Genomic DNA, 20853 nt, shown 5'->3' on the forward strand with positions numbered 1-20853 from the left:
GGGAAATCAGAAGTGGGAAAACGGAAGTGGGAAAAGAGAAGCGGGAAAAGAGAGACGGCGAACCGTCAGGCGCCCGGCGGTGACGGGTCGAAGGCCGCGACCAGGAACACCTCGGCGTCGGCGTCGTAGTCGAAGACCAGGGCCGTCCGCCCGGCCGTCAGCCCGGGGTCGTCCTCGACCGTGCGGACCTGGACGGTCGCGGTGGAGCCGTCCTCGGCGGTGACCTCGGCCTGACCGAAGTCGGCGGTCACCCGGCCGGTGCGGATCACGCAGACCCGGCCGACGAAGTCCCCCCGGGTCACCGGGCGGTCCTGCGGGAACAGCCGCGACAGCGGCCGGACGATCACCCGGGTGCCAGCCCAGGCGGCCACCAGCGCGACGGCGAACACGCCGCCGCGCGCCGGGGCCCCCGTGGTGAGGACGGTGCCGGCCAGGCTGACGAACCAGGCGATCGCGACCAGCAGCGACACCGCCACCGTCAGCGGAACCCCGCCCAGCCCCAGCCGGTCCAGCACACCCCCGTGGTGGTGGGAGGAGTCGGGCCCGCCGTGCGCCACGCCCCCGCCATGGTGCCCCCCGGCACCATGACCGGCCGCACCGTGCCCCCCGGCACCGTGCCCGGCATGACCCACCTGACCCACGTGCCCGCCGTGCCCGACGCCCACGTGGTGCCCGACGCCGTGCCCCCCGTGCAGGGCGTCGAACCCGAGACCGCCGAGCAGCATCAACAGCCAGTACCCGACGACCACCACCAGCGCGAAACTGAACAGCGCGGTCGGAAAGGCCAGCGCGGCCGTGACGAATCCCCCCACCCCGGCCACGCTCCCCCGTCTTTCCGTCCGACACCGCACCTCGGCGCCTCGGAGATCGTGACAGCGCGGGGGGCGTCCGCACATTGCCAGGATCCGGCAATCTTTACGCCCCTTTGACACCCTGGTGCGCGCGCCCCCGGTGACAGTGGAACAACTCCGCAACAGCCGGGCGACGGGACCGCCCCAGCGGGGTTGGCGGGCGGACAGGGGAGACGATCGGCCCGTTGCCGGGTCCGCGCACGTACCTCCTAGAGAGGCTGCTCCGGCCAGTTCAGCAGCCGCGCCCCCATCGCCGCCGTCTCCAGCGTGAAGCGCTGCAACGCGTCCGAAGGGTCGTACCCCGTCAGCGACTTGATCCGCTCCAGCCGGTAGCTCAGGGTGCGCACGCTCAGCCCCAGCCGGCGCGCCGCCTCCGCGTTCACGTACGCCGCCTCCGCCTGCACCGCGATCGTGTCCAGCAGCGGACGGGCGCCGCCGCGCGCCTCCGTCAGCGGGCCCAGCACGCTGCGCACCAGGTCCGCCATCGCCGCCCGGTCCCGCATCAGCACCGGGAACACCAGCAGCTCCTCGGCCTTCAACTGCCGGGCGGCCAGGCCCAGGCGCTGTGCGTAGTCCAGCGCGTCCAGCGCCTCCTCGTAGCTGCGCAGCACCCCGCTCGCGCCCGAGTGCCGCCGCCCGGTCGCCACCCGCAGCACCGGGCGGTAGCCGGCGCCCGGGCGCAGCGTCAGGTCCGCGAACGCCTCCAGCACGGCCCGCTCGGAGTCCGGGGCGATGCACACCAGCCGGCCGTCCTTGCTCGCCAGCAGGACGTCCCGCTCGCCGAACCGGCCCACCAGCTCCCGCTCCACCCGGTGCACCAGCGGGTGGACGTCCGCGAACGGCTCCTCGCCGACCGCCACCGCCACCGCGTACGCCCCCGCCAGCCGCAGCCCGAACCGCTCCGCGCGCTCCGCCAGCAGGCCCAGGTCGCCGCGCCCGTACAGCAGGTCGTCGATGAACTCCCGCCGCGCCGCCTCCTCCTGGCGCACGGCCATCCGCTGCGCCCGCTCGTGCCCCTCGCCCAGCGCCGCCAGCGCGGCGTCGGTCGCGGCGAGCACCGCGTCGCCGGTGCGGCGCAGCTCGGCCACGCTGAGCGCCGACGCCGAGCCGGGCAGCGTCTGCCAGGCCCGCCGGGCCGCCGCCAGGCAGTGCGCGACCACCTCGCGCAGGCCGTAGCCGGCCTCGGCGCAGTGCTCGCCGAGCACGCGCAGGCCCTCCAGCTCGTCGCGGCGCAGCAGCCGCCCGGTGCGGGAGGCGTCGGCGAGCAGGACGAGGTAGGCCTCGGTCAGCTCGGTCGGTACGTCGTGCTCGATCCCCTCGGTCACCGTGTCCCGACCCCCGTGCGACTGCTGTTCACGTCCTGCTGCCCATGTTCGAGCGGATGATCTCGGCGGTGAACGCTATCAGCGCCGCCGCGCGTGCGGACCGGCCGCAGGCGCGGCCTCACGACTCCCGGAAGCGCAGCACGAAGCGGGCGCGGCTGCCGTCGATCCGCCGCCGCACGTACAGCGCCGGGGTGCCGTCCGGGGTGCAGCTGACGCCCTCGCGTACCAGCAGCGCCGTGCCCGGCGGCACGCCCAGCAGTTCGGCGTCCGCGAGGTCCGCGCCCACCGCGCCGAACGCCCGCCAGTCGTACTCCAGCTCCACGCCGGTCGCCCGGGCCAGCGCCGGCACCAGGTTCCCCGGGTGGCCGGGGCGCACCAGCTCGGCGGGCAGCGGCCGGTACGGCACCCAGTAGCTGCAGGCCGCCTGCGGCCGGCCCGCGTGCCGGATCACCGAGTCCACCCGGGACAGCTCGGCCGTCGTGCGGCCCAGCTGCCGGGCCGCCTCCGCGTCCTCCGCCGACCCCGTCACCGGCGGGGCGCCCACCACGAACTCGCCGTCCTCGCCGTGCCCGCCGCTCGCTCCGCCCGCCGCGTCCGGCAGTGCGGCGTGCACGCTGCCCAGGTCGACCCGCTGGCTGCGCGGGTCCACCGCGATCGAGATCCGGACGGCCGGCGGGCGGACGAAGGTCCCCACGCCCCGGCGGATCTCCACCACGGCCGCGCGCTCCAGCTCCGCCACTGCCTGCCGCACGGTCAACCGGTTCACGCCGAACTCGGCGCTCAGCTCGGGCTCGCTCGGCAGCCGGGCGCCCGCCGGGTAGGCGCCGGCGTCGATCCGCTCCTGCAGCTGCAGGGCGAGACGGCGGTACAGCGGGGTGCTCGGGGGGTTCGTGGCCACGGCCCGATCCTACGAAGCGGCGGCTCCGGGCGAAGGCCACCGGCCGTTCCGCTCGACGCGGCGGCCCGGCGGGAGTGGGATGGAGGGGTGTCCCCGCCGGGCGCGGCTTGCCCGGCACCCCCGCGACGGGTTACACATCTAGACGTCTAGATGTGTCGTGCCTGTCCGGGGCGCGGCCCCACCGAAAGGCCCCGCGATGTCCCTGGTCAACTTCCGCGACCCCGCCGTCCTCAGCGACCCCGAGGGCCGCCGGATACGCGCCGGCGTGCTGTACCGCTCCGCACAGCCCTTCCCCGCCGCCGACGCGGCCGTCGTCGACCAGCTGCGCTCCTGCGACATCCGCACCATCGTCGACCTGCGCGACACCCGCGAGACCGACCCCGCCGACTGGGCCGCCGCCGTCGAGGCGGGCATCGCCGTCGTCGCCGCCCCCGTCGACCCGGCCACCGACCTCCTCGCCGCCCGGCTCGGCACCATGACCACCGCCGCCGACCTCGGCGACTGGTACGTGCTGCTCGCCGAATCCGCCCCCCGGGCCGTCGCCGCCGCCGTCGAAGCCGCCGCCCGCCCCGGCGCCGTCCTGCTGCACTGCGCCGCCGGCAAGGACCGCACCGGCCTCGTCACCGCGCTGCTCCTCGACCTGCTCGGCGTCCCCGCCGACCGCATCGTCGCCGACTACGCCCGCACCGCCGAGGCCCTCCCGCAGATCTTCGCCGGCCTGGCCGAACGCCACCGCACCGCCCTCAACGACCGCGTCCAGAGCGGGCAACTCACCATCCCCGCACCGCTGTTGGAGGCCCCGGCCGAGGCCATGGCGGTCTTCCTCGACCGCGTCCGCACCCACCACGGCGGCGCCGCCGCCTTCCTGCCCGCCTGCGGCGTCGCCGCGGCCACCCTCGGCGCCTTCCGCGACAAGGCGGCACCGCTGCCCGCCTGACCCGAGGGGTCGTCGGTGGGCCCGCCTACCCTGGGGCGCCATGGGCAACTCCACCTTCTGGGTCCTGATGCCGATGCCCGCCGCCGGCGTCGAGCGCTTCGCGCCGCGGCTGCGCCCGCCGGTGGCGGAGCACGCGGCGGATCCGCGCACGCGGGAGTGGTGGCGGCGCTGGGCGGCCGATCCGAACGGCGAGCAGGCGTTCCACGCGTTCCACGAGCGGGCCTTCGACGGCCCGCTGGACGAGCACATCGACGTGGTCTACGAGGCCTGGGAGCTCGGGCAGGCGACCGGGCCGTACGTCCACCTCGCCGCCCGCAAGGGCTCACCGATGGCCGGCCTGGCGTTCGCCATCGGCCCGGAGCGCTTCGCCCGACTGCCGGGCTGGTTCGGCGACTTCCTGCTGACGCCCGAGCAGGCGCGGGCGGCGCTGCCCGCCGTCGAGGCGGCGTTCGACCTGGACGGGGCCGCCCGGGCGACGGCCGTCGAGCGGCTGGTCGAGGCCCTGCCCGAGTGCTGGGACGGCCCGGAGCGGATCCTCGACGAGGTCCTCCCGGTCTGGCGCGCCGCCGTCGAGGCCGGCCACGGCCTCTTCGGCACCCAGGTCACCCCGACCTGACGGGCGCCCCGCGTACCCTGGCGGCCCATGAGCTACTACGCCACGTGGTTCCTGGTCCTCGCCCCCGCCGGCGCCGTCGAGCGGCACGGGCCCGCCCTGCGGGCACAGTTGGCCGAGCACGCGGCGGCCCCCGGCACCCGCGCGCTGTGGCGGCGCTGGGAGCGCGAGGAACTGGGCTTCGACGAACTGGAGGCGCTGGCCTCCGGCCCCTTCGGGCTGGACGTCGAGGCGATGTACGCGGTCTGGGAGGACTGCGCAGGCCTGCGCCCGTACGGCGCCGTGTCCGCCCGCAACCGCTTCCCGATGCTGGGCCTGGCGCACGCGCTCGGCCCGGAGCGGATCCGGGAGCTCCCGGGCTGGTTCGGGGACCTGGTGCTGAGCCCGGACGAGGTGCGCTCGACACTGCCCGCCGTCGAGGCGCTGTTCGCGCTGGACGGCGCCGCACGGGTGGAGGCCGAGCGGCGGGCCGAGCAGGCGCTGCGGTCGGCGGACCCGGTGGGCGACCTGTTCGACACGGCCGTGCCGATCTGGCGTGCGGCCGCCGAGGGCGGCCACGGCCTGATCGGCGCGCAGATCGTGCCCTGAGGCGGTCGGTGACTCACGGCACGGGGCTTCACGCGTCCCGGCGCCGCACCACGAGCACCGTCGCCGCCACCGAGACCGCCGCCCACACCCCCATGGTGATCCACGAGTCCAGCACGCTCGGCGCCCACTCCGAGAGCGTGGTGTTGGAGTCGGGGTTGTAGGTGAGCCGGTCGACCGGGGCCAGCGGCAGGTGGCTGCCGATCTCGTGCAGCCACCGGTAGCGGTCCCCGCCGAACATCAGCGGCGCGATGAACATCAGCACCACCAGGGACACGATCGAGGCGGTGGCGTGCCGCAGCAGCGCGCCCAGCGCCATGCCGACCAGCGCGCAGACCGGCACGATCAACGCGTAGCCGAGGACGGCCCGCTGGCTGACCGGGTTGGTGATGGAGAGCCCGACGTGCCGGGAGGCGAGCATCGCGTTGCAGGAGAAGAAGGACACCGTCGAGACCACCACCCCGGCCAGCGTGGTGATCCCGCCGATGAGCAGCACCTTGGCGCCGATCACCCCGCGCCGGTCGGGCACGGCGGCGAAGGTGGTGCGGATCAGGCCGGTGGTGTACTCGCCGAACACGGTGATCGCACCCAGCGAGCCGGCCGCGATCGCCATCAGGTCGCAGGAGATGCTGCCGAGGCTGTGCCACATCGCGTCGTACCGGTACGGCGGCATGCCGGGCATCCGGTGCGGCGGGTGGTCGATGTACGTCAGGTCGGCGTGGACGGCGTTGAGGTTGACGCCGATCGCCACCAGCGAGGCGAGCGCCAGCACCCAGTAGGTGGAGCGCAGCGAGCGGAGCTTGATCCACTCGGCGGCGAGCAGGTCGGTGAACCGGGGCGCCGGCTCGGCGGTGGTGCGAACGCTCAGGGTGCTCATCGGGCGTCTCCGGCCAGGTACTCGACACTGTCTGCGGTCAGGGACATGAACGCCGCCTCCAGCGACGACGTCCGGGTGGCGAGTTCGTGCAGCACCAGGCCGTGCCGCAGCGCGAGTTCGCCGATCCGGTCGGCCGGCAGGCCGGTGACGATCCCGAACTGCTCATCGGTCACGTCGACTTCGGCTCCCTCGCCGCGCAGCACCCCGGCCAGCGCGGCCAGTTCGGGCGTCCGCACGGCCACCGACGTTTCGGCGTTGCGCGCCGAGAACTCCGCCAGGCTCTCGTCGGCGATCAGCCGGCCGCGCCCGATCACCACCAGCCGGTCGGCGGTGTGCTCCATCTCCGCCATCATGTGGCTGGAGACGAAGACCGTCCGCCCCTCGTCGGCGAGCCGCCGGAACAGCCCGCGCACCCACAGCACGCCCTCCGGGTCGAGCCCGTTCAGCGGCTCGTCGAAGAGCAGCACCGGCGGGTCGCCGAGCAGGGCGCCGGCGATGCCGAGCCGCTGCTTCATGCCCAGCGAGTAGCCGCCGATCCGCCGCCCCGCGGCCTTGCCGAGGCCGACCTCCGCCAGCACCTCGTCGACCCGCCCGAGCGGGATGCGGTTGCTGCGGGCCAGCGCCGCGAGGTGGGCCCGGGCGCTGCGGCCGCCGTGCACGTCCCCGGCGTCGAGCAGGGCGCCGACGTGCCGCAGGCCGCGCGGCCGCCCGGCGAACGGCACGCCGTCGACGGTGGCCCGGCCCGCGGTGGGGGAGTCGAGGCCCAGGATCATCCGCAGCGTGGTGGACTTGCCCGCGCCGTTGGGGCCGAGGAAGCCGGTGACGGCGCCGGGCCGGACGGTGAAGCTCAGCCGGTCGACGGCCGTGGTGGCGCCGTACCGCTTGGTCAGTCGTTCGATCTCGATCACGGTGACGACTCTGCCGAGGACGGGCCCCGGACGGCATCGGGCGGCGGGCCACAACCGCCCGCCGCCGGCTTCGCCCCGGGGATTACGCCCCCGGGCCGATGTTCCGCCGGGCGGTCCGCGGCTACCATCGCGTCATGATCATCGAGCCCCGCCCGCCGTTGCTCCGGCGCCTGCCGCCCGGCGTGTGGGTGGCGGCGTTCTGGACCGCCATCGTCGTGTTCCGGCTGTTCACCCGCGAGGACGAGCTGCGCCACCTCTTCGACTACCAGGGCAATCCCGAGGACCTGCCGATGGTGGTCACGGCGGTGAACACCACCCTGGTCGCGACCCTGCTGGTCCGGCTGCCGCTGGCCGCCGTCGCGACGGCGCTGCTGTGCTGCCTGTACGCGCTCGGGATGTGGCGGGTCCAGGAGGCCGCGCCGCTGCAGTTCCTGATCGCCGTCACCGTGGTCGGCTACTGCGCGGCCACCCGCTCCCGGGCGGTCTCGCTGACCGCCGTCGGCCTGCCGCTCGGCACCATCGCCGCGATCACGCTCTGGGGCGCGGTGCGCGGCCACCTCGTGAACCCGCTCGCCTACCTCGGCTGGGCCGCGCTCGTCCTGATCGCCTGGCTGGTCGGCAACACCGTCCACCAGAGCCGCGCGCACACCGCGGCGCTGCGCAGCCGCGTCACCGACCAGGCCGTCACCGCCGAACGGCTGCGGATCGCCCGCGAGTTGCACGACATGGTGGCCCACAACATCGGCATCATCGCGATCCAGGCCGGGATGGGCCGCCGGGTGATGGACACCCAGCCCGCCGAGACCCGCAACGCGCTGGACGCCATCGAGACCACCAGCCGGGAGACGCTGGCCGGGCTGCGCCGGATGCTCGGCGCGCTGCGGGAGGCCGACGACGAGCCGGCGCCGCGCGAAGTCGCTCCGGGCCTGGGGGAGTTGGACCGCCTGGTGGAGAGGACCGCGGGCGCCGGCGTGCGGGTCGCGGTGACCCGGCGCGGCGAGGCCCGCGCCCTGCCGCCCGAGGTGGACCTCGCCGCGTACCGGATCGTCCAGGAGGCGGTCACCAACGTGGTCAAGCACTCGGGCACCCGGGACTGCCACGTCACCGTCGAGTACCGCCCCGGCGGCCTCGCGCTCGGCATCGTCGACCTCGGCACCGCGCAGGGGTCGGGCGACGGCACCGGCTACGGCCTGGCCGGCATGCGCGAGCGGGTCGCCCTGCTGCACGGCGAGTTCAGCGCCGGGCCGCGCCCCGAGGGCGGCTTCCGGGTCGCCGCCACCCTGCCGCTGCCCGAAACGGGCCCCGAAACGGGCCCCGAACCGCTCCCTCGACGAACCGCCCTGGAGGTGGCGCCGTGATCCGCGTCGTCCTGGTCGACGACCAGCCGCTCATCCGCACCGGCCTGCGCGTGCTGATGGCCGACACCCCGGACCTGCAGGTGGTCGGCGAGGCCGGCGACGGCGCCGAGGCCGTCGAACTCGTCGCCCGGCTGCGCCCGGACGTCGCCGTGATGGACATCCGGATGCCCGGCACGGACGGCATCGAGGCCACCCGCCGGATCACCGCCGCCCCCGACCTGCCCACCCACGTCCTCGTCCTCACCACCTTCGACGACGACGAGTACGTGTACGGCGCGCTGCGGGCCGGCGCCAGCGGCTTCCTGGTCAAGGACCTCGAGCTGGAGACCATCCTGGACGGCGTCCGGGTCGTCGCCGCCGGGGACGCCCTGATCGCCCCGGCCGTCACCCGGCGCCTGATCGGCGAGTTCGCCGCCCGCCCGGAGCCCGCGGCCGCGCCGTCCGCCGCGCCGGCCACCGCGGCGTCCCGCCGCCGGATCGCCGAGAGCGTCACCGAGCGCGAACGCGAGGTGCTGGTCCTGGTCGGGCGCGGCCTCTCGAACGCCGAGATCGCCGCCGAACTCACCATCAGCGTCGCCACCGCGAAGGCCCACGTGGCCCGCCTGTTCAGCAAGCTCGACGCCCGCGACCGGGTCCACCTGGTCATCCAGGCCTACGAGTCCGGCCTCGTCACCCCGTAGGGCGGCGCCGGGGCGGGCCCGCACAACCCGCCCCGGCGCCGCGCCTCACCGCGGCCCGGCCGTCAGGGGACGACCGGGTGCGAGATCTCGCACCCGGAGGCGTCGTTCGCCCAGGTGCCCTGCATGGCGAACGAACCGGTCGCGAGGTTCACGTTCTGCGCGCCGCCGACCCCGCCGGTGCCCTTCCAGGCGCACTTGTCGGCGTTCTCGTAGCCGGTCGAGTCGGTCCAGCCGCCCGCCGGGTTCTGGTCGGTGACGGTCTCCGAGTACTCGTGCCCGTAGACGATGGTCACCCCGTCCAGGGTGCCCGCGCTGCCGCTGTTGACGTAGTTCTGGCCGCAGGAGCTGCCCATGTCCGTCACGTACGGGTCGTTGGTGAACGCCACGTCGCCGTACGGGCTCGACGCGGCGCCGCCGGTCAGCGTGGTGTCGCCGTTCCAGTCGTGCCAGGCGCAGAAGTTGCCGGTGCTGGTGTTGAAGCCGTCCGGGTGGGTGCCGGTCGGCGAGAGCACCACGTACTGCACGTTGCGGTTCGCGGCCGCGGTGGTGTTGCCGAAGTGCCCGGCCGCCTTGACCGCCTCGGCGGCCAGCTGGTTGCCGGTGGCCTGGCCGGGCGCGGCCGCCGAGGTGTCCACCCAGACGCCGGCCAGCGCGCCGCCGCTCGGGTAGCCGACGTGCGCGGCCGTGGACGGGCAGCTGGTGGCGCCCTTGGCGACGCCCTCGCAGTACTGGGTCATGACGCCGGACCAGGTCTCGCCGTTGGTGCCGAGACCCTTGAACAGCTGCTGCGCCCGGACGGCCTCGCCCATCGGGTCGCCGCTGAGCGTGGTGTAGCCGGAGGCGTCGGTGCCCTGGGTGCCCCACTGGCTGCCCCAGAAGACCAGGTAGACCTTGGGCGCTCCGGTGGTGACGCCGATCCCGTCGACACCGCCGCCGTAGTGCAGGTTGGAGGTCCGGGCGTTGGGGGAGGCGCTCGCCTCCCGGGTGGGCTGGACGCCGTGCCGGTAGGGGTGGCTGGGCCCGGCGGTCTCGCGCGCCGGCTGGTCGGCCTGCGCGGCGGGCGCCGCCGCGAAGCCCGCGGCGGCCACGGCCAGCGCGCCGAGTCCGGTCAGGGCCCGCAGGTGGGTGCGGCGGAACGTGGGGGACATGCCCATCGTGAGGGTTCCTCTCTCCTGCCGAGCGCGCACCGGTGGGCCGCGACGGCAGCACGGGGGACGAAGGGTGGGCGGCGACGAGCGGCCGGACGGCCGTTGACACGCGTCAACTGCCGTGTGGGGATGGGGGGACCGGCTCGGCGTCGTCGACCGCCGGAAGCAAAGCAGAGCCGTCGGAACCGGGTCAACGAGGACGCCGGTAAAGGAATCCCGCCTCAACGTAGCGAACGCCAAAAGCCCGCAGGCCACGCCCCGTCGATGCGCGTAGCGCAGCCGATTGCCAACAGTTGCGGGGAGGTTCTACACCGTATGGACGTCCCGCGGGCCCGTGCGGGCGGGCGTCAGAAGGTCCTACGGCTGGTCGAGTTCGGCGATCTGCATGATGCGGCCGTGGGAGTCGAGGACCACGTCGTAGGCCTCGCCGCGGCAGGCATAGGGGGCGGCGGGGACGAGGTCGGCGAGGCAGGTGTCGAGGTGGTCGACGAGTTCGGCGAGCCGCACGGGGCGCGGCGGCGCGCCGGGGGTGCGGTCGAGCAGGGTGGCGGCGACGCCGGCGGCGGCGAAGCCGTAGTGGACGGGGGCGCCGGCGGGCTCGTAGCGCTCCTCGTCGCAGGCGTAGCGGGCGGGCTGGGCGGTGAGTTCGGCGGTGTCGGCGGTGACCACGACCAGTACCTGGTGGCCCGGGTGCCGGACCGGCGCGGTGCAGCTCGCGGCCGGCGCCGGGGCCGGGGCCTCCGGTTCGGCGGGCTCGTCGAGCTGCTCCTCGTCCATGAGGTCGAAGTCGTCGTCCAGTACGTCCTCGCCGAGGTCGTCCGCGGAGGCCGCGGCCGAGGCGGCGGCCACCGTGGGCCGGGAGTCCGCGGGCGTGCAGGCGGTGAGCACCGCGGCGGCGGAGCCGATCAGGGCGGCGGCGAGGAGGGTACGGGGCACGGCCATGGCACCAGTCTCCCCGGTGATCGCGACCGTCGGCTCACCGGGTGCACGAGCGGGGCCCGCCGCGCGGTTCCCGTCCCCGCCCGGCGTGCGGACCGGGCGGGGGCGGGAGTTGGGGGCAGGGCCCGATCCGGGAGGCGGGCCTCAGACCGACACCGGCCGCTGCGTTTCGTACGCCGCCCGGACGGCGGCCTGCGCCGCGGCCCCGGCGCCCAGGTGGTCGAGGCCCAGCAGCGCCGCGCCCAGTACCGGCGGCGCGACGACCACCCGGGGCTCGGCGAGCGGCGCGGCCGCGGCGAGCCGCGCGGTCAGGTTGTCGAGCAGCAGCGGCTGCCGGGAGGCGAGCACGCCGCCGCCGAGCACGACCGGCGTGGGGGAGCCGAGCAGGTCGAGCCGGTCGAGCGCGACGACGGCGAGCCGGACGATCTCGTCGGCCTGCCGGTCGATCAGCTCCCGCGCGGTGGCGTCGCCCTCGACCGCGACGGCGAACAGCACCCGGACGATCTCGTGCAGCCGCTCCTCGGCCAGGTGCCCGAGGTGGACGGCCTCGGCGACGGCGCCGGCGCTGGGCAGGCCGAAGTGCTCGGCGATGGCGGCGGCCAGCGCGGTCGGCCCGCCCCGGCCGTCCTCGGCGCGGACGGCGTGCCACATGCTGGCGACGGCGAGGCCGCCGCCGCCGCCCCAGTCGCCGGTGAGTTCGCCGAGCGCGGGGAAGCGGGCGGTGCGCCCGTCCGGCAGCAGGCCGGCGCAGTTGATCCCGGCGCCGCAGACCACGGCGACGCCGCGCGGGCCGTCGGTGCCGGCCCGGAGCAGGCCGAAGGTGTCGTTGACGACGGTGTTGCTGACGCCCCAGGGGTGCGATTCGAGGGCGCGGCGCAGCGCCTCCTCCTCGACCGGCAGGTCGGCGTTGGCGAGGCAGGCGCTGACGTGGCTGGTCAGCACGCCGTTCCAGGAGGGCAGGCCGGCCGCGGCGGCGGCCTGCTCGACGAGCGGGGCGAGCCCGGCGACGGCGGCCGCGCCGCCGATCCGGTGGGGGGCGAAGCCGCCGCCACGGGCCGTGCCGTGGACGGTGCCGTCGGCGCCGATGAGGGCGACGTCGGTCTTGGAGTTGCCCGCGTCGATGGCGAGGACGCCGGGCAGGGTGGGTTCGGGCTGGTGGGTCATCAGGTCCCCGGACTCGTACGTGGCCCGGCCGCGATCCCCGGCCGGGGTGCCCGGCCGGTTGGGCGGCCGGGGGTGGGCGGTCTCCTCGCCGCCCGGCCCGTGCTCTCCTCGGGAGGCGCGGGCCGGGGCGCACGGCCGGCTCAGGCCCAGGCGAGGTGGTCGCGGTTGTGCGCGAGCAGCCGGTCGGTGAGCCGGTCGGCGAGTTCGAGCTGGCCGACCAGCGGGTGGGCGAGCAGGGCGTCGAAGACCCGGTCGCGGCCGCCGTGCAGGGCGGCGTCGAGGGCGAGGTGCTCGTAGGCGGTGACGGCGCAGACCAGTCCGGCGAACAGCGGCTCCAGCGGCCGCTGTGGCAGCGGGCGCACGCCGGAGGCGTCCACCGCCGCCGGGACCTCGATCACGGCGTCGTCCGGCAGGAAGGGCAGCACGCCGTCGTTGCGGGTGTTGACGACCTGTACGGACGTGCCGCCGGCGGTGCCGAGCAGCGCGGCGATGAGCTGCACCGCGGCCTCCGAGTAGAAGGCGCCGCCGCGCTTGCCGAGCAGGTCCGGCTTGGTGTCGAGGGTCGGGTCGGCGTACAGCTCCAGCAGCTGCCGCTCGATCTCGGCGACCTGGGCGGCCCGCGAGCCCTGCTCCTTCAACTCCTCGACGACGGCGTCGTGCTGGTAGAAGTACCGCAGGTAGTAGGAGGGCACCGCGCCGAGCCGGCGCACGAAGTCCTGCGGCAGGTGCAGGTCGTCGGCGATCTCCTTGCCGAAGCCGTGCAGCAGCTCCGGCAGCACCTCCCGGCCCCCGGCCGCGCCGGGCGCGTCGAGCAGGGTGACCCCGCGCTCCCAGGTCAGGTGGTTGAGCCCGACGTGGTCCAGCCGGACCAGCTCCGGGGCGACGCCCAGGTGCGCCGCGAACTTGCGCTGGAAGCCGATCGCGACGTTGCACAGGCCGACGGCCTTGTGCCCGGCGGTCTGCAGGGCGCGGGTGACGATGCCGACCGGGTTGGTGAAGTCGACGATCCAGGCGTCCGGGTTGGTGCGGCGGACCTGCTCGGCGATGTCCAGCACCACCGGGACGGTCCGCAGCGCCTTGGCGAGCCCGCCGGCGCCGGTGGTCTCCTGGCCGACGCAGCCGCACTCCAGCGGCCAGGTCTCGTCCCGGTCGCGGGCGGCCTGTCCGCCGACGCGCAGCTGCAGCAGCACGGCGTCGGCGTCCGCGACGCCCGCCGCCAGGTCGGTGGTCGTGGTGACCGTCGCGGCGTGCCCCTGCTTGGCGAAGATCCGCCGGGCGAGGCCGCCGATCAGCTCCAGCCGCTCGGCGGCCGGGTCGACCAGCACCAGCTCGCCGATCGGCAGGGTGTCGCGCAGCCGCGCGAAGCCGTCGACCAGTTCCGGCGTGTACGTCGAACCGCCGCCGACGACGGCCAGCTTGAGCGAGGAAGCAGCGGACATCAGCCCTTGACCCCTGTCAGTGTCACGCCTTCGATGAAGGCCTTCTGAGCGAAGAAGAAGAGGACGATCACCGGCGCCATCACCAGCAGGGTGGCGGCCATGGTGAGGTTCCAGTTGGTGTGGTGGGCGGCTTTGAACGACTCCAGGCCGTAACTGAGCGTCCAGGCGCCGTGGTTGCTGCTGGCGTAGATCTGCGGGCCGAAGTAGTCGTTCCAGCAGTAGAAGAACTGGAACAGCGCGACGGCCGCGATGGCCGGCTTGGCCATCGGCAGGACCACCCGCAGCAGGGTGCGCAGGTCGCCGCAGCCGTCGATCCGGGCGGCCTCGATGTACTCCTTGGGGATGGTCAGCAGGAACTGCCGCAGCAGGAAGATCGAGAAGGCGTCGCCGAAGGCCATCGGGATGATCAGCGGCCACAGCGAGCCGCTCAGGCCCATCTGCTTGGCCCAGAACAGGTACATCGGGATGACGGTGACCTGCGGCGGCAGCATCATCATCGCGATGACCGCCATCAGCGCCAGGTTGCGGCCGCGGAAGCGGAACTTGGCGAGCGCGTAGGCGACGGGCAGGCTGGAGACGACGGTCAGCAGCGTGCCGAGGCCGGCGTACAGCAGGGTGTTGCGCCACCAGGTGAGGAAGCCGGGGGTGTCCCACACCTTGGCGTAGTTGCCCCAGTTCCAGGAGGTGGGCCAGTAGTCGGTGGTGAGCGCCTGCTGGTCGTTCATCACCGAGGTGAGGAAGACGAAGACGAAGGGCAGCAGGAAGAACAGCGCGGCGGCGACGGCCAGCGCGTGCACGGCCACCCAGTTGAGCAGGGCGCGGCGCCGGGCGGTGCGGGCGGCGGGCCCGCCGGCCCCGCGGGTACGGGCGGGCGCCTGGCCGAGCGTGGTGTCGAGAGTCATGTCGGAGTCCTCATCCGTCCGCTAGTCGTCGCTCGCCATGAAGCCGGACCGGCGGCGGAGCAGGAGCGAGGTGACGGCCATCGAGATGGCGAACAGCACCAGGGCGACGACGCAGGCCGCGCCGTAGTTGAAGCGCTGGAAGCCGAGGTTGTAGACCATCTGCGGCAGGGTCCAGGTGGAGCCGGACGGGTAGCCCGGCTCGAAGGACTGGCCGGAGTTGCCGGCGATGCCGCTGGCGACCTTCCCGGCGACGATCGCCTGGGTGTAGTACTGCATGGTCTGGATGACCCCGGTGACCACCGCGAACATGATGATCGGCGAGATGTTCGGCAGCGTGACGTACCGGAACCGCTGGAAGGGCCCGGCGCCGTCGAGTTCGGCCGCCTCGTACTGCTCCTTGGGGACGTCCAGCAGCGAGGCCATGAAGATGACCATCAGGTCGCCGACGCCCCACATGGCGAGCAGGGTGAGCGCGGGCTTGGACCAGCTCGGGTCGGAGAACCAGCCGGGCTGCGGCAGCCCCAGCTCGCCGAGCAGGTGGTTGAGCGGGCCGGTGCCGGGGTTGAGCAGGAAGGCGAAGGCCACGGTCGCGGCCACCGGCGGCGCCAGGTACGGCAGGTAGAACGCGGTGCGGAAGAAGCCGGCGCCGGTCTTGACCTTGGTGATCAGCAGCCCGATGCCGAGGCCGAAGGCGACCCGCAGGCTCACCATGACGACGACCAGCCACAGGGTGTTGCGCAGGCCCTGCCAGAAGGTCGGCAGCTGGTTGAAGACGTAGTCCCAGTTCTTCAGGCCGTTGAAGCTGGGCGCTCCGAAGCCGTTGTAGCTGGTGAAGGAGAAGTAGGCGGTGGAGACCAGCGGGTAGACGAAGAAGACGCCGAAGCCGATCAGCCAGGGGGAGAGGAAGGCCAGGGTGCGGGCCGCCTCCCGGCGGCGCTTGCGGCGCAGCAGGTGCTGCGGGCCGGGCGCCGCCGGGTCGGTCGGTCCGGCGCTGCCTTCGGGGGCGCTGCCCTTGCGGGTGCTGCCCTTGCGGGTTCCGAACGCGAGTGACATGGGGGTTCCGTGGACCGGGGCCGTTACTTGGCCTGGGCGATGTCGGTGTCGATCTGCTTGGCGGTGGCGGCCAGGCCGGCCGCGAGGTCGCTCTGCTTGCCCGACTCGTAGTCGTAGCCGAGGTTCTGCAGCGTGGTGATGTAGCCGCTGCCGTTGACGGCCGGCGGGGTGGTGCCGGAGTGCGCGTTCTTGGCGATGTCGATGAAGGTCTTGAAGTTCGGATCGGCCGCCAGCTTGGGCGAGTTGAGCGCGTCGACGGTGCTCGGCACGTTGTGGATGGCGTTGGCGAAGTTGACGACCGCGTCGGTGTCGGTGGTCAGGTACTTCACGAACTCCCAGGACGCGGCCTGCTTCTTGCTGGTGCTGGCGATGCCGACGATGGTGCCGGTCTGGTAGCCGCGGCCCCAGGTGTCGGCCTGGTCGTCCGGGACGGGGAACGGCGCGGTGGCCCAGTCGAAGTCGGGCTTGTTCTCGGCGAGCGCGGCGGTGCGCCACTCGCCGTCGATGGCCATCGCGACCTGGCCGGTGTGGAAGGGGTTCTTGGCGCTGAACTCCTCGCCGAAGGTGGAGCGGAACTTCTCCAGCTTGGCGTAGCCGCCGAGCTGGTCGACCAGGCCCTTCTGCCAGTTCAGCATGGCGGCGACCGTGGGGTCGGAGGCGAGGTTCGACTTTCCGTCCTCGCCGAAGTAGGTGGCGCCGTACTGGCCGAGGAAGTGCTCGGTGGTGGACTCGTAGCCGTGGTAGAGCGGCATGAAGCCGAGCTGCTTGTAGCCGTCGCCGTCCGCGACGGTCAGCAGCTTGGCGTCCGCGGCGAACTCGCTGAAGGTCTTCGGCGGGTTGGCGATGCCGGCCGCGGCGAAGGCCTTCTTGTTGTAGTAGAGGCCGTACGCGTCGCCGAGCAGCGGCAGCGAGCACTGGTTGCCCTTGAACTGCGTGTAGTTGAGCATCGCGGCCGGGAAGGTCTTCGCCGGGTCGATGCCGGACTTCTGCAGCTGGGGCTTGAGGTCGATGAAGGCCTTGGTCGAGCAGAACATGCCGACGTTGTTGGTGCTGAAGGAGGAGACCACGTCGGGAGCGTCGTCGCCGCCGGCCCGCAGGGCCTGGTTGACCTTGTCGTCCGCGACGTTGCTGACGGCCTTGACGTGGATGTTGGGGTGGGTCTTCTCGAAGGCGGCGACGGAGTCGTTGATCGCCTTCACCTCGTTGTCCTGGCTCCAGCCGTGCCAGAAGGTGATGGTGACGTCCTTGCCGGCGGCCGAGTCGTCGTTGCCGCCGGTGTCGTTCGAGCCGGTGCAGGCGGTGGAGAGCAGGGCCAGGACGGCGGAGCCGGCGAGGGCGGCGATGGTGCGGCGGCCTCTGCGGGAGGTGGTGGCGAGCACTTCGAGGTCCTCCTGGGGGTGCGCGGGCAGGCGTCGTTGCCGGGCGCCCGCGTTCGGGGGCGGGGGAGAGGTGGTGAGCGGTGCGGAGCAGGAGCGGGAGCGTCGGTGGGTGGCGTCGGCGGGTGGCGTCAGTGGGTGGAGAAGACCGCCTCGCGCGCGTCGGCCAGGGCGCGCTGCAGCGCGCCGAGCAGGACGGGCGAACCGGGCAGGGCACTGCTGCGGACCTCCGGCCGGGCGAGGCAGATCCGGGCCAGCTCGTCCTCGACGAGCGCGCGCAGGCGTTCGCCGCCCGCGCTCGGCACCGCGCCGGAGAGGACCACCAGCCGGGGGTCGACCACGGCGACGATCACGGCCAGCCCGACGGCGAGCCGCCCGGCCAGCTCGGTCAGGAAGGTGTCGCCGGCGCCCGGGGTGGCCAGGGCCTTGGCGATCGACTCCTCCGCGCTGGGCGCGCCGAGGCCGTGCTCGCGGGCCAGGGCGCGGACGGCGGGTGCGCCGACCTGCGCCTGGAAACCGCCGAACTTGCGCCGGCGGGCGTCCCATTCGACCGGTGAGTCGGGCACCGGCATGTAGCCGACCTCCCCGGCGCCGCCGGTGAAGCCGCGGTGCAGCCGCCCGGCGATCACGATCGCGGCGCCGACGCCCGCCTCGGCCCAGAGCAGGACGAAGTCCTCGAAGCCGGCCGCCGCGCCGGAGGCCTGCTCGGCGACGGCGGCCAGGTTCACGTCGTTCTCGATCGACACCGGCGCGCCGATCGCCGCCGTCAGCTCCTCGACCAGCCGGGGCGAGTGCCAGCCGGGCAGGTGGGAGGCGTAGCGCAGCTTGCCGGTGACCGGGTCGGGCGCACCGCCGATGCCGATCGCGACGGTGCGCAGGCTGCCCTCGGGCAGGCCGGCGGCCCGGACGGCCTCGGCGGTGGCGGCCGCGACGGCGGCGACGGTCTCGGCGGCCGGGACGCCCTTGGTCGACACGGTGTGCTCGGCCAGCGTGCCGCCGGTGATGTCCGCGACGGCGACCCGGATCCCGGCCGGCGTGACGTCCAGCCCGGCGACGTACCCGGCGGCCGGATTCACCTGGTACAGCTGCGCGTTGGGGCCGGGCCCGCCCGCCGTGGTGCCGACCGGCAGGACCAGCCCGGCCGCCTCCAGGCGGGCCAGCAGCTGGGAGGCGGTGGGCTTGGACAGCCCGGTGAGGGTGCCGATCTGGGTGCGGGAGAGCGGACCGTTCGCCAGCAGCAGTTCGAGCGCGGCGCGGTCGTTGATGGCGCGCAGCAGGCTCGGGGTGCCGGCGAGGGGGGCTTTGGCAGTGCTCTTGATCATGCCCGGCATCCTCCTCTTCCGGCCGGTTCGCGAGAACTGTTAGGAAACTTTCCAGTCGCTTGGACATGGACCGTACGGGCCGTGTCAGCGCAGTGTCAATGGCCGGTGAAGCCGAGGATGCCGAAGCGTTACCGGACAGCACGAGACCCCGCCCCCACCGGAGTGGGAACGGGGCCTCGTACCGCCCGAAGGGTCCGTCCCTACGGCTTCGCCAGGTCGTCCGCGGGCTTCGGCACCGGGATCGGCTCGGCCGCCCGGTAGCGCGGCGAGGTCGGGTCGGACAGCGCGGACGGCGGCGCCGCGTCGCCCACCGGGCCCGCCGCCGGGGCGATCACCACGCCGGTGGCCGCCGCCCCCGCCGCCGCGGCGGCCGCCACGGTGTCCTCCTTGACCTTGATGCCGGACCGGTCGAAGGCCGTCTTCAGCCGCTGCCGCAGCGCCCGGGAGACCAGCGACGCCTTGCCCGGCGCCGTCCGGGCCTCCACCCGCACCACCACCGAGTCCGCCGCGACCGACTCCACGCCCAGGATCGACACCGGCGCCCAGACCAGCTCGTCGAACGGCGCCTCCTTGGCCAGGTCCTCCGCGGTCGACTCGATCAGCGCCTCGACCTTGACCAGGTCCTCCTTGTACCCGACCTGGACGTCCACCGAGGCGGTCGACCAGCCCTGGCTCATGTTGGCGATCCGCTTCACCTCGCCGTTGCGGATGTACCAGATCTCGCCGTTCGTCCCGCGCAGCTTGGTCACCCGCAGCCCGACCTCCAGCACCGTGCCGGTGGCCACCCCGGTGTCGATCTCGTCGCCGACGCCGTACTGGTCCTCCATGATCATGAAGACCCCGGAGAGGAAGTCGGTGACCAGGTTGCGGGCGCCGAAACCGATCGCCACACCGGCCACACCGGCGCTCGCCAGCAGCGGCGCCAGGTTCACCCCCAGCGCGGAGAGGACCATCAGCGCCGCCGTGCCCAGGATGGAGAAGGACGCCACGCTGCGCAGCACCGAGCCGATCGCCTCCGAGCGCTGCTGGCGCCGCTCCGGGTTCACCACCCCGTGGTTGGCCAGCAGCCCGCCCAGCCGGCTCTCCTCGTGGCTCTCGTGACTGCGCGCCATCCGCGCTATCAGCTGGGTGATCAGCTTGCTCACCACGGTCCGCAGCACCAGCGCCAGCACCACGATGAAGACGATCCGCAGACCGCTCTCCAGCCAGGACTGCCAGTGCGAGTCGAACCAGCTGGCGGCCTGCTTGGTGGTGTCCGACACCTCCTGCGCGCTGGTCGGGATCCGCAGGTCCAGGCTCGGCGCCTGAGGTGCGGTGGGGCTGGGAGCCGGCGTCGGGGTGGAGAGCGTCGAGGACGCGTCGACTGGGCCGAGGGCGCCGGAGCGGAACACGTGCGGACCTTCCTTGCAGGGGGCGTGACGGGCCCGCACCGCCGCAAGCGGCCCGCGGACCGTGCCGCTTAGCCTATCCGGCGCCGAACACCGGTCCGGACCGGCCGGGGAACGCCCCGAGGCGCGCGCGACACCCCGGACGCCCCGTCAACGCCCCGGTGCGCTCCCCGCGCCGCCGGCCGCCCGCACTGCTCCGACCGGCCGATCCGTCCCCCGGGAGGGCCACCGGGCCCCACCCGCCGGCACCCGGGTGCAACCCGACCCTCCCCCGGGCATACCGGATATGACCGAGACCACACTCGCAGTTCACCCCAGGTCCGTTACACAGGAGTGGTGGCGCCGTACGAAGGCGTAAGGCGACACTGGGGGAGATCACGCACTCGTTGCGCGATCCAACCGCTCGTCCCGGCGCGAGCCACGCGCCGCAGGCGTCCAAGGAGGCATCCGTGCCGCATGTCCTGGTCCTCAACGCGTCCTACGAGCCACTCGGCGTCGTATCGATGCGCCGCGCACTCATCCTGGTCCTCAACCACAAGGCGGTCAGCCTGGAGGACTCGGAAGTCACTCTGCACAGCGCCACCAGCGCCCTTCCGGCGCCGTCCGTCGTCCGACTGACCCGCTTCGTCCGGGTCCCGTTCTGCGGGCCCGTCCCGCTCACCCGCCGGGCGCTGTTCGCCCGCGACCACGGCCGCTGCGTCTACTGCGGGGCCGCCGCCACCAGCGTCGACCACGTCATCCCGCGCAGCCGGGGCGGCCAGCACCGGTGGGACAACGTGGTGGCGGCCTGCCGCCGCTGCAACCACACCAAGGCCGACCGGCACCTCACCGAACTCGGCTGGCGGATGAAACGACCACCCGCACCGCCGTCCGGCCTCGCCTGGCGGATCATCGGCACCGGCATCAAGGACCCGCGCTGGCGCCCCTACCTGGAACCGTACGGCGGCGGCGACCAGCTGCGCGCCCCGCAGTGGGGCGAGTACGAGCACCACGACCATACCGAGCAGCCGGGCCACACCGTCCCGCTCGGCCGGGCGCACGGCGCCCACCCCGCCCCCGTCCGCCGCGGCGAGCAGCCCGAACCGCTCTC

At 74.0% G+C, this 20853-nt stretch carries 19 protein-coding genes and 1 pseudogene; 6 read left to right on the top strand and 14 right to left on the bottom strand.

The features are described from left to right. Positions 1-65: 65 nt before the first annotated feature. The 3 genes from VM95_RS05160 to VM95_RS05170 all read right to left on the bottom strand — a co-directional run bounded on the left by VM95_RS05160 (position 66) and on the right by VM95_RS05170 (position 3074). Positions 66-812: an OB-fold-containig protein gene (locus tag VM95_RS05160; protein WP_045692856.1), complete on the bottom strand. Its 747-nt coding sequence runs from the start codon at positions 810-812 to the stop codon at positions 66-68. 248 nt (positions 813-1060) lie between these two features. Next, a complete protein-coding gene (locus VM95_RS05165; RefSeq protein ID WP_244178636.1) occupies positions 1061-2176 on the bottom strand; it encodes a PucR family transcriptional regulator in 1116 nt (371 codons plus the stop codon). A gap of 118 nt (positions 2177-2294) precedes the next feature. Continuing rightward, positions 2295-3074: a GntR family transcriptional regulator gene (locus VM95_RS05170; RefSeq protein WP_045692819.1), complete on the bottom strand. Its 780-nt coding sequence runs from the start codon at positions 3072-3074 to the stop codon at positions 2295-2297. 196 nt (positions 3075-3270) lie between these two features. Here VM95_RS05170 and VM95_RS05175 point away from each other — a divergent pair, with 196 nt between their 5' ends. The 3 genes from VM95_RS05175 to VM95_RS05185 are packed head-to-tail and all read left to right on the top strand — an operon-like array spanning position 3271 to position 5212. After that, the gene (locus tag VM95_RS05175; protein ID WP_045692820.1) at positions 3271-4011 is read left to right on the top strand and encodes a tyrosine-protein phosphatase; all 741 of its coding nucleotides are present in this window, start codon (positions 3271-3273) and stop codon (positions 4009-4011) included. 40 nt (positions 4012-4051) lie between these two features. Then, positions 4052-4627 carry a hypothetical protein gene (locus VM95_RS05180; protein WP_045692821.1) on the top strand — a complete coding sequence of 192 codons (576 nt, stop codon included), beginning with the start codon at positions 4052-4054 and terminating at the stop codon, positions 4625-4627. Between the two features lie 27 nt (positions 4628-4654). After that, the gene (locus VM95_RS05185) at positions 4655-5212 is read left to right on the top strand and encodes a hypothetical protein (protein ID WP_045692822.1); all 558 of its coding nucleotides are present in this window, start codon (positions 4655-4657) and stop codon (positions 5210-5212) included. A 28-nt stretch (positions 5213-5240) separates the two neighbouring features. On the opposite strand, the gene VM95_RS05190 is transcribed toward VM95_RS05185, so the two are convergent. Together VM95_RS05190 and VM95_RS05195 are read right to left on the bottom strand one after the other, a co-directional pair. Then, complete coding sequence (locus tag VM95_RS05190; protein ID WP_045692823.1) at positions 5241-6086, bottom strand: ABC transporter permease; 846 nt, start codon at positions 6084-6086, stop codon at positions 5241-5243. Beyond that, on the bottom strand, positions 6083-6994 hold the full coding sequence (locus VM95_RS05195) for an ABC transporter ATP-binding protein (protein WP_045692824.1): 912 nt from the start codon (positions 6992-6994) through the stop codon (positions 6083-6085). Before VM95_RS05195 ends, VM95_RS05190 begins: the two co-directional genes overlap by 4 nt. Before the next feature lie 134 nt (positions 6995-7128). Here VM95_RS05195 and VM95_RS43565 point away from each other — a divergent pair, with 134 nt between their 5' ends. After that, entirely contained in the window at positions 7129-8352 is a 1224-nt protein-coding gene (locus tag VM95_RS43565; RefSeq protein ID WP_045692858.1) for a sensor histidine kinase, read from the top strand. Further along, positions 8349-9032, top strand: coding sequence for a response regulator (locus VM95_RS05205; protein WP_045692825.1), 684 nt, complete (start codon positions 8349-8351; stop codon positions 9030-9032). Before VM95_RS43565 ends, VM95_RS05205 begins: the two co-directional genes overlap by 4 nt. A 62-nt stretch (positions 9033-9094) precedes the next feature. Here VM95_RS05205 and VM95_RS05210 read toward each other — a convergent pair whose 3' ends face one another. From VM95_RS05210 to VM95_RS05250, 9 genes are all read right to left on the bottom strand, one after another. Then, positions 9095-10186, bottom strand: coding sequence for a hypothetical protein (locus VM95_RS05210; RefSeq protein ID WP_208615406.1), 1092 nt, complete (start codon positions 10184-10186; stop codon positions 9095-9097). Between the two features lie 351 nt (positions 10187-10537). Continuing rightward, a complete protein-coding gene (locus VM95_RS05215; protein WP_045692826.1) occupies positions 10538-11122 on the bottom strand; it encodes a hypothetical protein in 585 nt (194 codons plus the stop codon). A 141-nt stretch (positions 11123-11263) separates the two neighbouring features. Beyond that, entirely contained in the window at positions 11264-12283 is a 1020-nt protein-coding gene (locus tag VM95_RS05220) for an N-acetylglucosamine kinase (RefSeq protein ID WP_045692827.1), read from the bottom strand. Between the two features lie 140 nt (positions 12284-12423). Further along, entirely contained in the window at positions 12424-13722 is a 1299-nt protein-coding gene (locus VM95_RS05225) for a 6-phospho-beta-glucosidase (RefSeq protein WP_045692828.1), read from the bottom strand. Then, the gene (locus VM95_RS05230) at positions 13722-14624 is read right to left on the bottom strand and encodes a carbohydrate ABC transporter permease (protein WP_045692829.1); all 903 of its coding nucleotides are present in this window, start codon (positions 14622-14624) and stop codon (positions 13722-13724) included. The genes VM95_RS05225 and VM95_RS05230 overlap by 1 nt, the downstream gene beginning before the upstream one ends. 21 nt (positions 14625-14645) lie before the next feature. After that, the gene (locus tag VM95_RS05235) at positions 14646-15677 is read right to left on the bottom strand and encodes a carbohydrate ABC transporter permease (RefSeq protein ID WP_045692830.1); all 1032 of its coding nucleotides are present in this window, start codon (positions 15675-15677) and stop codon (positions 14646-14648) included. Positions 15678-15700: 23 nt separating this feature from the next. Beyond that, positions 15701-17056 (bottom strand): ABC transporter substrate-binding protein, encoded by a 1356-nt coding sequence (locus tag VM95_RS05240; RefSeq protein ID WP_078859616.1) that lies wholly within the window; start codon positions 17054-17056, stop codon positions 15701-15703. A 128-nt stretch (positions 17057-17184) separates the two neighbouring features. Then, positions 17185-18375, bottom strand: coding sequence for an ROK family transcriptional regulator (locus tag VM95_RS05245; RefSeq protein ID WP_045692831.1), 1191 nt, complete (start codon positions 18373-18375; stop codon positions 17185-17187). Between the two features lie 200 nt (positions 18376-18575). Continuing rightward, a complete protein-coding gene (locus VM95_RS05250) occupies positions 18576-19766 on the bottom strand; it encodes a mechanosensitive ion channel family protein (protein WP_052707152.1) in 1191 nt (396 codons plus the stop codon). A 446-nt stretch (positions 19767-20212) separates the two neighbouring features. On the opposite strand from VM95_RS05250, the pseudogene VM95_RS05255 reads away from it, so the two are divergent. After that, positions 20213-20716 (top strand): annotated as a pseudogene (locus tag VM95_RS05255) (HNH endonuclease); the annotation flags it as partial. Positions 20717-20853 lie beyond the last annotated feature (137 nt).

It is taken from the genome of Streptomyces rubellomurinus (assembly GCF_000961885.1).
Classification (GTDB): domain Bacteria; phylum Actinomycetota; class Actinomycetes; order Streptomycetales; family Streptomycetaceae; genus Kitasatospora; species Kitasatospora rubellomurina.